This window comes from Dyella sp., from assembly GCF_036568765.1.
GTDB lineage: Bacteria > Pseudomonadota > Gammaproteobacteria > Xanthomonadales > Rhodanobacteraceae > GSA-30.
In genome coordinates, this window is record NZ_DATCRY010000191.1 from 15631 (window position 1) to 28409 (window position 12779).

The 12779-nt window shown below is 63.7% G+C and carries 12 protein-coding genes; 9 read left to right on the forward strand and 3 right to left on the reverse strand.

Annotated elements, in window-relative coordinates:
* The first annotated feature begins 60 nt into the window (after positions 1–60).
* The 7 genes from dnaE (at position 61) to VIM98_RS13525 (ending at position 9006) form a co-directional block, all read left to right on the forward strand.
* Entirely contained in the window at positions 61–3642 is a 3582-nt protein-coding gene (gene dnaE, locus VIM98_RS13495; protein WP_331993634.1) for a DNA polymerase III subunit alpha, read from the forward strand.
* Between the two features lie 91 nt (positions 3643–3733).
* The gene (locus tag VIM98_RS13500) at positions 3734–4690 is read left to right on the forward strand and encodes an acetyl-CoA carboxylase carboxyltransferase subunit alpha (protein ID WP_331993635.1); all 957 of its coding nucleotides are present in this window, start codon (positions 3734–3736) and stop codon (positions 4688–4690) included.
* Between the two features lie 232 nt (positions 4691–4922).
* Positions 4923–5678 (forward strand): NYN domain-containing protein, encoded by a 756-nt coding sequence (locus tag VIM98_RS13505; protein WP_331993636.1) that lies wholly within the window; start codon positions 4923–4925, stop codon positions 5676–5678.
* On the forward strand, positions 5675–6973 hold the full coding sequence (tilS, locus tag VIM98_RS13510) for a tRNA lysidine(34) synthetase TilS (RefSeq protein WP_331993637.1): 1299 nt from the start codon (positions 5675–5677) through the stop codon (positions 6971–6973). The genes VIM98_RS13505 and tilS overlap by 4 nt, the downstream gene beginning before the upstream one ends.
* A 151-nt stretch (positions 6974–7124) precedes the next feature.
* Positions 7125–7382 (forward strand): exodeoxyribonuclease VII small subunit, encoded by a 258-nt coding sequence (locus VIM98_RS13515; protein WP_331993638.1) that lies wholly within the window; start codon positions 7125–7127, stop codon positions 7380–7382.
* A 37-nt stretch (positions 7383–7419) separates the two neighbouring features.
* On the forward strand, positions 7420–8268 hold the full coding sequence (locus tag VIM98_RS13520) for a farnesyl diphosphate synthase (protein ID WP_331993639.1): 849 nt from the start codon (positions 7420–7422) through the stop codon (positions 8266–8268).
* Between the two features lie 75 nt (positions 8269–8343).
* A complete protein-coding gene (locus tag VIM98_RS13525; RefSeq protein ID WP_331993640.1) occupies positions 8344–9006 on the forward strand; it encodes a hypothetical protein in 663 nt (220 codons plus the stop codon).
* Between the two features lie 40 nt (positions 9007–9046).
* On the opposite strand, the gene VIM98_RS13530 is transcribed toward VIM98_RS13525, so the two are convergent.
* Positions 9047–9496, reverse strand: a complete 450-nt coding sequence (locus VIM98_RS13530; protein ID WP_331993641.1) for a DUF4870 domain-containing protein — start codon at positions 9494–9496, stop codon at positions 9047–9049.
* Positions 9497–9757: 261 nt separating this feature from the next.
* Positions 9758–11128 (reverse strand): metalloprotease PmbA, encoded by a 1371-nt coding sequence (pmbA, locus tag VIM98_RS13535; RefSeq protein WP_331993642.1) that lies wholly within the window; start codon positions 11126–11128, stop codon positions 9758–9760.
* Between the two features lie 96 nt (positions 11129–11224).
* Between pmbA and VIM98_RS13540 the strand changes: the two genes are divergently transcribed.
* Together VIM98_RS13540 and yjgA are read left to right on the forward strand one after the other, a co-directional pair.
* The gene (locus VIM98_RS13540) at positions 11225–11464 is read left to right on the forward strand and encodes a DUF1653 domain-containing protein (RefSeq protein WP_331993645.1); all 240 of its coding nucleotides are present in this window, start codon (positions 11225–11227) and stop codon (positions 11462–11464) included.
* 9 nt (positions 11465–11473) lie between these two features.
* Positions 11474–12016, forward strand: a complete 543-nt coding sequence (gene yjgA / locus VIM98_RS13545) for a ribosome biogenesis factor YjgA (RefSeq protein WP_331993643.1) — start codon at positions 11474–11476, stop codon at positions 12014–12016.
* A 226-nt stretch (positions 12017–12242) separates the two neighbouring features.
* Here yjgA and VIM98_RS13550 read toward each other — a convergent pair.
* The coding region (locus VIM98_RS13550; protein WP_331993644.1) for a putative sulfate exporter family transporter at positions 12243–12779 on the reverse strand (537 nt) is incomplete at its 5' end.

The following is a 12779-nucleotide window of genomic DNA, read 5'->3' on the forward strand; positions in this document are numbered from 1 at the left end:
TCAATTCTTGCCCCCTCCAGACCGCGCCGGTAGGCTGGACACCTATCTCGCGTGCACGCCATGTCCGTCAGCTTCGCTCATCTCCATTTGCACAGCGAATACTCGCTGGTCGACTCGACCATCCGCATCAAGGCGCTGGTCGCCGCTTGCGTGCGCGAAGGTATTCCCGCGGTCGCGCTGACCGACGAAAGCAACATGTTCGCCCTGGTGAAGTTCTACAAGGCGTGCACAGCGGCTGGCATCAAACCGATCGGCGGCTGCGACCTCTGGGTGAGCGCGCCGGACGACCCGCGCCCCTGGCGATTGACCGTGCTGTGCCAGAACCGCGAGGGTTATCTCAATCTCTCGCGGTTGATCTCGCGCGCCTGGCGCGATGGCCAGCACAACGGCAAAGCGCTGGTGGACGCCGCCTGGCTGACTGCGCAAAGCACTCATGGGCTGATCGCCCTGCTCGGACGCGAAAGCGCAGCCGGTCGCATCGCGGTCAACCAGGGCACGGACGCGGCGGCCGGCTCAATGCAACCGCTGCTGCGACTGTTCCCCGATCGCCTGTACCTGGAACTGACCCGCTGCGGCCGCGAGGGCGAAGAAAGCTGGAACGCCGCCGCGCTCGGTCTGGCTGCGCAGCTGAACCTGCCGGTGGTCGCCAGCAACGACGTCCGCTTCCTCAAGCGCGACGATTTCGAGGCGCACGAAGCGCGCGTATGCATCCATCAGGGCCGCGTGCTTGCCGATCCGAAGCGCCCGCGCGATTACAGCGAAGAGCAATACGTCAAAACACCGGGCGAGATGGCCACGCTGTTCGCCGATATCCCGGAAGCGCTGGAAAACACCGTCGAACTGGCCAAGCGCTGCAACCTGGAGCTGAGCTTCGGCAAGTACTATCTGCCGGATTTCCCGGTACCCGAAGGCCACGACCTGGCCAGCTATATCCGCGAAATCGCCCGCGAAGGCCTGAAGGAACGCCTGGCGCATGCGCCGCTCGCCGAAGGTCACACGCTAGCCGACTACGAGGCGCGCCTGGAACGCGAGCTGGACGTCATCATCGAGATGGGCTTCCCTGGCTACTTCCTGATCGTGTCGGACTTCATCAACTGGGGTAAGCAAAACGGCATTCCCGTCGGCCCGGGGCGCGGTTCGGGCGCCGGTTCGCTGGTCGCCTGGGTGCTCAAGATCACCGATCTCGATCCCTTGCAGTTCAATCTGCTGTTCGAGCGATTCCTGAACCCCGAACGCGTTTCGATGCCGGACTTCGACATCGACTTCTGCATGGATCGCCGCGACGAGGTGATCGACTATGTCGCGCGTAAATACGGCCGCGACCACGTCAGTCAGATCATCACCTACGGCTCGATGGCGGCCAAGGCGGTGCTGCGCGACTCCGGTCGCGTACTCGGCATGGGCTACAACGCGGTCGACAAGATCGCCAAGCTGATTCCCGCGCGCCCGCTCGATCTGACGCTGCAATGCGCGTTGGGCCGCAGCGAAAAAGCGCAGAAAGAACCCGAGCGTGTCGTCAAGGAGTTCTGCGAGCTTTACGAGCAGGACGAGGAAGCGCGCACGCTGATCGACCTGGCGCTCAAGCTCGAAAGCCTGACCCGCAATGCCGGCAAGCACGCCGGTGGCGTAGTGATCGCGCCGACACCGCTGACCGACTTCGCACCGCTGTATTGCGAACCGGGCGGCGGCGGCGTGGTGACGCAGTACGACAAGGACGATGTCGAAGCGGTCGGCCTGGTGAAGTTCGACTTCCTCGGCTTGCGTACGCTGACCATCATCGACTGGGCGGTGAAGGCGATCAACCAGCGTCGCGCGAAGACCGGCGAGGAGCCGCTGGATATTTCCGCGCTCCCCCTGGACGACGCGTACACCTACGACGAGGTATTCAAGAAAGCCCAGACGGTCGCGATCTTCCAGTTCGAATCGGCAGGCATGCAGCGCATGCTCAAGGACGCCAAGGCGGACCGCTTCGAAGATCTCATCGCACTGGGCGCGCTGTACCGTCCTGGTCCGATGGACCTGATTCCCAGCTTCGTGGCGCGTAAGCACGGTCGCGAACAAGTCGAATATCCCGACCCTCGCGTCGAACCTGTCCTGAAAGAGACCTACGGCATCATGGTCTATCAGGAGCAGGTGATGCAGATGGCGCAGATCGTCGGCGGCTATTCGCTCGGCGGCGCCGACCTGCTGCGCCGCGCGATGGGTAAGAAGAAAGTCGAGGAAATGGCCAAGGAGCGCGCCAAGTTCCGCGAAGGCGCCGCCAAGGACGGGGTGGGCAGCGACAAGGCCGACCAGATCTTCGACGTGATGGAGAAGTTCGCCGGCTACGGCTTCAACAAGTCGCACGCAGCGGCCTATGCGCTGGTCTCGTACCAGACCGCCTGGCTGAAGGCGCACTACCCTGCCGAGTTCATGGCCGCGACGATCTCGTCGGACATGGACAACACCGATAAGGCGGTGACCTTCCTCGACGAATCGCGTGCGATCGGCCTGACCATCTTGCCACCGGACGTCAACGCCTCGGATTTCATGTTCGTCGCCGTGGAATCCACCCAGCCCTCCTCCTCGGGACGCCAAGGCGCCCGGACCATTCGCTATGGCCTGGGGGCGATCAAGGGTGTCGGCCAAGGCGCGTGCGAAGCCATCGTCGAGGAATGCCGCCGCGGCGGCCCCTACAAGGACCTGGCCGACTTCTGCCGCCGCGTCGATCCGACCAAGCTCAATCGGCGCGTGCTCGAAGCGCTGATCCTGTCCGGCTCGCTGGACGCCTTAGCTCCCAATCGCGCCAGCCTGATGGCGCAGTTGCCCAACGCGATCAAGGCCGCCGAACAACACCTGCGCGACAAGCAATCGGGCCAGAACGACATGTTCGGGGCCATGGCCGAGTCGGCCGCTCCCGTGGTGCAGATCGACCTGCCGACCGTCCCCGATTGGCCCCTGGAGCAGCGACTCCAGGGCGAGCGCGATACCCTCGGCCATTATCTGTCGGGCCATCCTACCGATCCTTGGCGCGAAGAGCTGGCCCAGCTTTCGACCTGCCCCCTGGGCGAGATCGCCGAACGCTATCAGCCGCCCAAGCCACGCAAGAGCGATGGCGAAGAAAACCGTTTCCGCCGCGGCCCGGATACTCCCTGGACCGTCGCCGGCATGGTCACCGGCATCCGCAAACGCGGCGACAGCGACGCCTTCGTACGCCTGGAGGATGCCACCGGCATCATCGAGGTCAGCTTCTTCGGCGAGCTTTACCAGCAGGTGGCCCCGCTGCTGACGCGGGACCAGATGCTGGTGGTCGAAGGCGGCCTGCGCATCGACGATTTCTCCGGCGGCGGGTTCCAGCTCCGCGCCCGCACTGCCTACTCCCTGGGCGATGCCTGCCGACGCTATGCCCGCCTGCTGCAGGTCAAGCTGAACGGCATTGGCCCAAACTTTGTCAGCGATCTGCGCCAGGCGCTCTCGGGCTTCCGCCAAGCCGGCCGCACTCCGGTGCGCCTGCACGGCTACCACAACCAGACCGCCCAGGCAGATCTGGACCTCGGCCAGGATTGGTGCGTGGACGCCATCCCGGAGCTGCTGCGGGCCATCCGGGCGATGCCGGGGGTAGAAGCTGCGCGGCTGAGAATCGTGAAGACCCAGGACGGTTAGCCCTTAGCGCACGACCACCGTACGGGGGCGTTCTCGCGAAACGGCCCTGCCCAGCTATACTTGCCCGCTTCTGTGCCATAAACACCCACGAATGAACCCGAACTTCCTTGATTTCGAACAACCCATCGCCGAGCTGGACGCGAAGATAGAAGAGCTTCGCCACGCCAGTCACGGGCAGGCGTTCAACATCGAGGAAGAGGTCGGCCGCCTGCGCGAGAAGCTCAAGACCAAGACAGCCGAGATCTTCCGCAATCTGACGCCGTGGCAGATCACCCAGCTATCGCGTCACCCCGGCCGCCCGTACACGCTCGACTACATCGGCGTGATCTGCGAGGAGTTTCACGAACTGGCCGGCGATCGCGCCTTCGCCGACGATGCTGCCATCGTCGGCGGCCTGGGGCGCATCAACGGCCGGCCGGTGATGATCATCGGACACCAGAAAGCCCGCGACACCAAGGGCAAGGTGCGCCGCAATTTCGGCATGCCGCGCCCAGAGGGCTATCGCAAGGCGCTGCGTCTGATGAAGATGGCCGAGCGCTTCGGCCTGCCCCTGCTCACCCTGATCGACACCCCCGGCGCCTACCCCGGCGTGGGCGCCGAAGAGCGCGGCCAGAGCGAGGCGATCGCCCGCAACCTGCTGGAAATGGCCGAGCTGAAGGTGCCGATCGTCTGCACGGTCATCGGCGAAGGCGGCTCCGGCGGTGCGCTGGCTATCGGTGTGGGCGATCGCACGGTCATGCTGCAATACTCGACCTATTCGGTGATCTCGCCGGAGGGCTGTGCCTCCATCCTCTGGAAGAGCGCCGAAAAGGCCAAGGACGCCGCCGAGGCGCTGGGTCTGACCGCACCGCGCCTGCTGGAGCTGGGCCTGGTCGACAAGGTCGTGCGCGAGCCGCTGGGCGGCGCACACCGCAATCCGCAATCGATGGCCGTACGCCTGAAAGCCGTGCTGCTCAACCAGCTCGACGAACTCGAAGCCATGCCGGTCAAGGACCTGCTCGACCAGCGCTACAAGCGGCTGCGTGGTTACGGCTCGTTTAGCGAATAGCTCATAGGGGCGAGGGACGAGTAGCGAGGGCGCATTTCAGCAGGATAACTGGCGCCCAGCGTCAATATTGCGGGAAGGGCCATGGTGCGCCTGGAGGTGCGATAACACGCGTTAGTGCGCCCTCGCCCCTCGCCCCTCGCCCCTCTTGCATACTATCGCCGCCTCAGAAATCCGGCGCACGCGCTACCATCACTCCAAACGCCCCGACGAAACCACGCGCGGAGACCGGTCGATGGCCAATGAAAATGCGCCCAAGCTTGCCGTACTGATCGACGCCGACAACGCGCAGCCGGCTATCGCCGATGGCCTGCTTGCCGAGGTAGCCAAGTACGGCACCGCCCATGTCAAGCGCGCCTATGGCGACTGGACCAGCACGCACCTGAAAGGCTGGAAGGAACAACTGTTGACGCAGTCGATCCAGCCGATCCAGCAGTTCGGCTATACCAGCGGCAAGAACGCTACCGACTCGGCAATGATCATCGATGCGATGGACTTGCTCTACTCCGGCCGCTTCAACGGCTTCTGCATCGTTTCCAGCGACAGCGATTTCACCCGGCTGGCCGCACGCATTCGCGAATCGGGCCTGATCGTCTATGGATTCGGCGAACGCAAGACACCCGATCCGTTCGTCGCTGCCTGCGACAAGTTCATTTACACGGATATCCTGGTCGCCAAGGCCGACGAGGAGCAGCCGCTCAAGCCGCGCACCGCCACCGAACTCAAGCGCGACAGCGGCCTGGTCAACCTGTTGCGCAATGCCGTCGAGGCCGCCTCCGACGACGACGGCTGGGCGGGATTGGGCGGCGTAGGCTCGATCATCACCAAGCAGCGCCCGAATTTCGATTCGCGCACCTATGGCTTTGGCAAGCTCAGCGAGCTGATCACCGCCACCAATCTGTTCGATATCGACCGGCGCAGTCCCGGCGACGGCCGTCCCAAGGTGATCTACGTGCGCAACAAGGCACAAAAGACCAAAACCGAAACGTGAGCAAAGCCGATCTTCTCACAGCGCTGCACAACGCGCTGGACACGCATCCCGACGGCGGGCTGTGTGTCGCCTTCAGTGGCGGTCCGGATTCCACCGCGCTGCTCCATGCGCTGGCGCAGCTGCCGCAGGCACGCCTGCGCGGCTTGCGTGCCGTGCATGTCGATCACGGTCTACATGCCGATAGCGCGAATTGGGCGCTGCAATGCCAGGCCATCTGCGCGGCATGGCATATCGCACTGCAAGTGATGCGCGTCGACATTGCACGCGACAGTGGCGAAGGACTCGAATCGGCTGCGCGACATGCCCGCTATGCTGTTTTCGGCAATGTGTTGCGCGAGGGCGAGCGCCTGTTACTGGGCCATCATCGCGACGATCAGATCGAAACCGTCCTGCTGAAACTTTTGCGCGGCGCGGGGCCCGAGGGTCTGGGCGGCATGCGCATGCAGCGCGCACTCGGACGCGGGCTGCTATGGCGTCCGCTGCTCGACCTGCCGCGCGAGGCCTTGCGTACCTACGCCGAACAGCACGGATTGAGCTTCGTCGCCGATCCGTCGAATGAGGATCGTCGTTACTCGCGCAATCGCCTGCGCCACGATGTATTGCCATTGCTGTCAGCACACTGGCCGCATGCCGGCGACGCCATCCTGCACAGCGCCCGGCTGAGCCGTGCGGCAGCCGATGCCTTGGCGACGCAGTGGCGCGATGCGCTCCTGCGCTTACGCGACCCGGCCAGTGAAAGCCTCGACGCCTCGGCGTGGCTGGCGCTTGCACCGGCCCTGCGCGACCCACTGCTCGATCACTGGCTGCACGAGCTCGGTTGCACCGCGCCCAGCGCCGCACAACGCATGCAGATCGAACGGCAGATCGCGGCACGCGACGGACGCGTGCCCTGCATCCGCTGGCCGGGTACCGAATTGCACATATGGAAACACCGCCTATGGGCAAGGCGACCGCGAGTGCCCATCGATACGCTGTGGACATCGCCCTGGCGCGGAGAACCGCTAGCCCTCCCGGACGGCAGCACACTGACGCTCACGCTACAGGTAGCGCTGGCTCGACCGCTGACGGTACGTCTGCGCCGCGGCGGCGAGCGTATGCGCCCCGCCGGCAGCGCACATACACGTGAGCTGCGCGACCTGTTCCAGCAAGGAACCATCCCACCCTGGCAACGACCTGGCTGCCCCTTGATCTATGACGGCGCAACCTTGATCGCGGTAGCGGATCGCTGGATGACCGACGAAGCCGCCGGAATGTTCCGCGCGATGGGTACTTTCCCGGTATGGACTGGAGCATGAGGTCGGTCGCTACCGGGGCCTGCAAGGAGGAGATCTTCAAACCTCCTCACACCTCATAGCGAGCGCAGCTAGCGACCTCACAGGCGCCCAAGGGCGCCGACCTCGCTGCCCCAATTGATTCCACACCCCCACTGCGTTAGTTTTGCCGCCCATGGCCAAGCCCGCTCCCGCCACCCCCGAAAACACCGCACCCGCCGATTTCGAGCACTCGCTGGACGAGCTCGAACAATTGGTTGCACGCATGGAAGGTGGCGAGATGAGCCTGGACGAATCGCTTTCCTCCTTCGAGCGCGGTATCGGCTTGTACCGTCACTGCCAGCAAGCCCTGGAAAAGGCCGAGCTGCGTGTGCGGCTGCTGCTGGATCCCGAAGCCCCCGACCACGCCGAACCGTTTGAACCCGAGCTCTGAGCCCTCGAACGGACAGCTGAGTCCGGACCTGCAAACCTTGATTCGCCGCGCCGACCAGGCGCTGGCGCAAGCCTTGCCGTCCGAACAGTTGCCTCCCGAACCCTTGCATCGCGCCATGCGTTACGCCGTACTTGGCGGCGGCAAGCGCCTGCGCCCTCTGCTCGTTTATGCCGCCGGTGCGGCACTGGGCGAACATGGCCCGGCCTTGGATCCGCCCGCCTGCGCCGTGGAACTGATTCACGCGTATTCGCTGGTGCATGACGACCTGCCCGCGATGGACGACGATGCCTTGCGCCGCGGCCGACCGACCTGCCACATCGTGTTCGGCGAAGCGATGGCCATCCTGGCTGGCGACGCTTTGCAGGCGCTGGCTTTCGAATTGCTCGCCAATGCACCGATCCACACCAACAGCCTGGACATGCTGCGCGTGCTTGGCCGTGCCTGCGGGGCCGAAGGCATGGCCGGCGGTCAGGCTCTCGATCTGGCCGCAGTAGGACGCAAGCTGGAACTGCACGAACTGGAGCACATGCATGCCTGCAAGACCGGCGCGCTGATCCGTGCCTCGGTGCGCCTGGGTGCACTGGCTGCCGGGGCGGATGCGACGACGCTCGATGCGCTGGAACGCTATGCGCACGCTGTCGGCCTGGCCTTCCAGGTCCGTGACGACATCCTCGACGTGGAAGGCGAATCGGCCGTCATCGGCAAGACCGCCGGCAAGGATGCCGCGGCCGACAAACCCACGTTCCCCTCGATCATCGGCCTGGGTGCGTCACGGGCACGCCTGGACGAGTTGATTTGCGACGCCCTCGTCGCCATTGAGCCGTTGGGCGACCGTGCTGCGCTATTGGCCGAACTGGCTCGCTACGCGGCCGCCCGCCATCACTAGGGATAGCTTGATCGCAGTCGTCCGGACTGGCACGTCGAGCGTTCCCGTTCCGATGAACTGCCCCAAGGGTCCCCCATGAAACAGCGCTATCTCGCCCTCGCCCTGAGCACCTTGTTTGCCGGCGCCGCACCGATGTACCTGCATGCCGATGCCGCCAGCCTTGCCGACTTCAGCGGTGCCTGGCGCCTGGACGATGCCAACAGCGACAACGACGCGGCTGTCACCAAGCTGCTGCAGGACGAGAGCGGCAAGGAGCAGGCGGCGAACGACCAGCAACCGGCCCAGACGACAGCACCGTCGCCCACCGAACGCGCCGGCTTGCATGGTCGCCGTGGCGGCGGAGGCCATGCCAAGCATGACAAGGACGACAAGAAGACCGACGACGAGCCGGCCAAACCGCATGCCTATCCACTACCGCCGCTGCTGAAGACCGATACGGTGCTGTTGATCCAGCAGGACAACAAGAACGTGCAGATCCGCCTCAACAGCGGCGAAACCATGACCGCGCGACTGGACGGCCAAAGCCAGCAATCGCTCAACGGCAACGCGATCGTGCGCGGGCACAATGAAGCCGGCAAGCTGGTGATGGATATTCAGTTCGCCGACGGCTCGACGCTGCAGCAGCGCTGGGAACTCTCGTCCGACAAACACCACATCACGATATCCGAGCAATGGAAGCCGTTCGGCTTGCAGCAGCCGGTGAACTACAAGCGCAGCTACGTCGAGCTGGGTTCCTGACGGTTTGCGGGCAGATCGATAACGACCTGCCCGCAACGCGCTATTTGACCAATCGCAAAGCGAAGGGGTAGCGGTAACGCACGCCTTCGTTGGCTTTTACAGCGGCGATGATGATCAATACCAACCAAGCTATACCGACAATCCCGCCGATAAAGAATGCGGGAATAAAACCGAGTCCAAAAGTGATGATGCTGAACAGCAGTAGGATCACTCCAATCAACGCCAGAGTGATGTTGAAGTTCAACGCTTCCTTGCCCTGGTCGTCGACGAAGGGCATCGTGTCCTTCTTGATCAGCCAGATGATCAACGGACCGATAAAGCACCCCCAACCGAACCAGTGACCGGTCAAGAGGCAGCCGAGCAAGGCAGAAAGGTGCGCGAACAAGGCCCACTGCCGCTCTGCGGCGGAAGGTGACGACTCATGGATCGGGCCATCGGCGGGAGGCGGTGCTGCAGGGGGTGGGACGGTCGAATCGGGTGGAACGCTCATGGCGAACTCTCCATCGAATAACCCAGTGGTTGCGGCTTCGATGCTAGCACCATTCCAAAGTGTGCCGTCCTGGGTCTTCCGGCATAGCTGCTGAGGCTAGAGGCGACGCAAGAGTCCCCTTCTCCCCGGCAGAGCCGGAGGAGAGGGAGCCGACTGCAGCGAATCTCAGTGTTTCGTACTTGCGTAACCTGTTCCCTCGCTCCCGGCTTCGCCGGGGGAGAGGGCTGGAGTGAGGGGCTCTTGCTCTAAAAAAAATCGCCCTCAATCTTCACCGGCAACCGTCATCCGCTCGAGCAGGATCGACCCGGTAAGCAGATGCGAACGCGGATCGACGTCAGCACCGACAGCGACGATCTGCTGGAACATATCGCGCAGGTTCGCCGCGATGGTGATCTCTTCCACCGGATAGGCCATCTTGCCGTTCTCGACCCAGAAACCCGCCGCCCCGCGAGAATAATCGCCGGTAATGGTCGACACGCCCTGCCCCATCACCTCGGTCACCAGCAAGCCGGTGCCCAACCGCGCCAGCATGCCGGCAAAATCGTCGCTGCCACCATCAGCCGCGCCAGGCCGAACGATCATGTTATGAATACCGCCCGCATTGCCCGTTGAACTCAGTCCGAGCTTGCGTGCCGAGTAGCTACCCAGCACATAACGCTGCAACACACCATCTTCGACCAGGCTGCTATCGGCCGTTGCCACGCCTTCGGCATCGAACGCGGAAGATGCATGACCGCCACGCAGGAAGGGACGTTCGACGATCTGCATCCACGAAGGCATGATCGACTTGCCTGCATGATCCAGCAGGAAGCTCGCCCGACGATACAACGCGCCCCCACTGACGGCGCCGATCAAATGACCGATCAAACCGCGTGCAACTTCCGGTGCAAACATCACCGGGCACTGGCGCGTCGACAGGCGCCGCGCATCCAGCCGGGCCAAGGTGCGCTCTGCCGCCTTGTCGCCCAATGAACGCGCATTGGCCAAGCGTTCCGGCGAACGTTGCGTGTCGTACCAATAATCTCGCTGCATGCCATCGTCGCTACCGGCAATCAGCGAGACCGACAACGAATGCCGCGTACCGCGTTCGCGGCCGACGAAGCCATGCGAATTGGCATAGACCGACAGGCTTTGCCCTGCCTGCACGCTAGCCCCTTCCGAATTGGTGATGCCTGCGTGGGCCATGCCCGCCGCCTCGATCTCTACGCCTAATGCAATCGCCTCCGGCGTGTCGATCGCCCAGGGATGCCATAGGTCCAGATCGGGAAATTCGCGAGCCATACGTTCGGCATCCGCCAGCCCGGCAGCGGGGTCTTCCTCGGTATAGCGGGCAATCGCGCAGGCCTGGTCCAAGGTAGCCTGGATCGAATCGGGGTTGAGGTCGGCCGTGCTGGCCGAGCCTTTGCGCTGGCCGAAGTACACGGTCAGGCCGAAGCCTCGGTCGCGGGTATGCTCGACTGTCTCTACCTCGCCCAGGCGCACATTCACATTCAGGCCTGTTTCCACGCTGGCTGCGACCTCGGCCTGACTGGCACCGGCTGCGCGTGCCCGGCGCACGACCTCTTCGGCCAGTTCGGCCAGACGATCGAGTTCCTGTGAGCTGGTGTCTTCGGGGCGGGCGAGGCGGGTCACGGGGAGTTCCTTCGGTTAAACAGCTAGAATAGGCAACCTGATGCCGGATGTCAGATATGGGGACAAACGGCGCCTATTGCAAAGAGCAGCATGACGATGGCACTGAGCCCGGGAATTTATCGCCACTACAAAGGCCAGCGCTACCGCGTGATCGGCGTGGCGCGTCACAGCGAAACCGAGGAAGAGCTGGTTGTCTACCAAGCCCTGTACGGCCAGTTCGGCCTATGGGTGCGCCCGGCAACGATGTTCGCCGAGGATGTACTGGTAGAGGGCCGTAAAGTACCGCGCTTTGCTTTCGAACATGCCGAGCCCGTCGAACCGGCGGACAAGGCTTAAGGAAACACCGTGAACCGCAATTACACCGACGATCCCGATCACGACTACGGCCCCAGCCGTACACAGCAGCGCCGCGATGCCCTGGCCGTGCTCGCTTTCGCCAACCAGCTGATGGAACTGCCGCCATCGAAGCTGGCGCGCTTGAACCTGCCCGAGGACGTGCAGCGGGAAATCGACAATACCCGCCGGATCACCTCGCATATCGCGCGAAAGCGCCAGCTGGCGTTCCTGGCCAAGGTGATGCGTCGACATGACGAGAGTGCTTTTGCCGATGCGCGCGCCGCGCTGGGCGAAAACAAGGAACGTCAGCGCCAGGAAACGGCCGCCATGCATCGAATGGAGGCCATGCGCGAGCGCTTGCTCGGAGACGATAGCGACGCGGCCATGAGCGACTTGATCGTCACTTATCCACAAGTGGATCGCCAGCATCTGCGTTCATTGATCCGGCAAGCACGGCTCGAGCGCGACAGCAACAAGCCGCCGCGCGCTTTCCGGGAAATCTTTCAGCTCCTGAAGGAGTTGTCGACGGCGGACGACAGCGACGCCGAGTGAGCCTCGCGTGCGCGGAATTGCGCGCACGCATCCTTCGGCGACACCAGGCAGTCGTGTACCAGACATAACGCGCTCGCCCCGATGCTGGCGCCGAACGCCGAACCGAATACCGTCAACCCCGCGACGTTGCGCTCGATGATCCGCGCATCGCTTTGGCGATGGCAACACGTCGCGCAGCATGGCACTACTGCGTTAGCTGCGTCATCTCGCTTCAATGCCTCCTGCTTCAATGCAATCCGTCCCAATGGCCGGCAAACAGATGCGCCGACAATACATAGCCCACCACGATATTGACTGCCACGCCGGCGGTGAAGGCAACCAAAGGCCTCCATCCGGTTGCGCTCAGCGAGCGCAGGCGCGTGGTCAGGCCGATACTGAGGAAGCAGAAGATGAAAGCCCAGGTACGTAGCGCAGTGATCGGCGCTACTAGATCGGGCGTAACGACCTTGCGATAGTCGGCCAGTGAGTAATGACTGGCGATCCAGGTCACCAGGGCGGATGCAAGCACAAAGCCGAAAACGAACTTCGGAAAGCGTACCCAGATATCCCGGATATCGGCCTTGGCTTTCACGCCGGCCTCCGCCTGATCCCAGCGTGTCGTCGCCACCCAGGCGAGCACGAACGCCCAGATACCGATCCAGATATCGCGGCCAACCACTTTCATCAACGTAAACGCCTGCACCGCCGCATCCGGATTACCGGCTATCGCACCGTCGGCGTGCCTGGCGACGTCGGCATATGCCTGCGCCGCGGCGATACCGGC

What these genes read in the sequence shown, in the direction of transcription:
- dnaE (WP_331993634.1), top strand. Translation starts at nt 61, where the DNA reads ATGTCCGTCAGCTTCGCTCATCTCCATTTGCACAGCGAATACTCGCTG.
- VIM98_RS13500 (WP_331993635.1), top strand. Translation starts at nt 3,734, where the DNA reads ATGAACCCGAACTTCCTTGATTTCGAACAACCCATCGCCGAGCTGGAC.
- VIM98_RS13505 (WP_331993636.1), top strand. Translation starts at nt 4,923, where the DNA reads ATGGCCAATGAAAATGCGCCCAAGCTTGCCGTACTGATCGACGCCGAC.
- VIM98_RS13515 (WP_331993638.1), top strand. Translation starts at nt 7,125, where the DNA reads ATGGCCAAGCCCGCTCCCGCCACCCCCGAAAACACCGCACCCGCCGAT.
- VIM98_RS13525 (WP_331993640.1), top strand. Translation starts at nt 8,344, where the DNA reads ATGAAACAGCGCTATCTCGCCCTCGCCCTGAGCACCTTGTTTGCCGGC.
- VIM98_RS13530 (WP_331993641.1), bottom strand. Translation starts at nt 9,496, where the DNA reads ATGAGCGTTCCACCCGATTCGACCGTCCCACCCCCTGCAGCACCGCCT.
- VIM98_RS13540 (WP_331993645.1), top strand. Translation starts at nt 11,225, where the DNA reads ATGGCACTGAGCCCGGGAATTTATCGCCACTACAAAGGCCAGCGCTAC.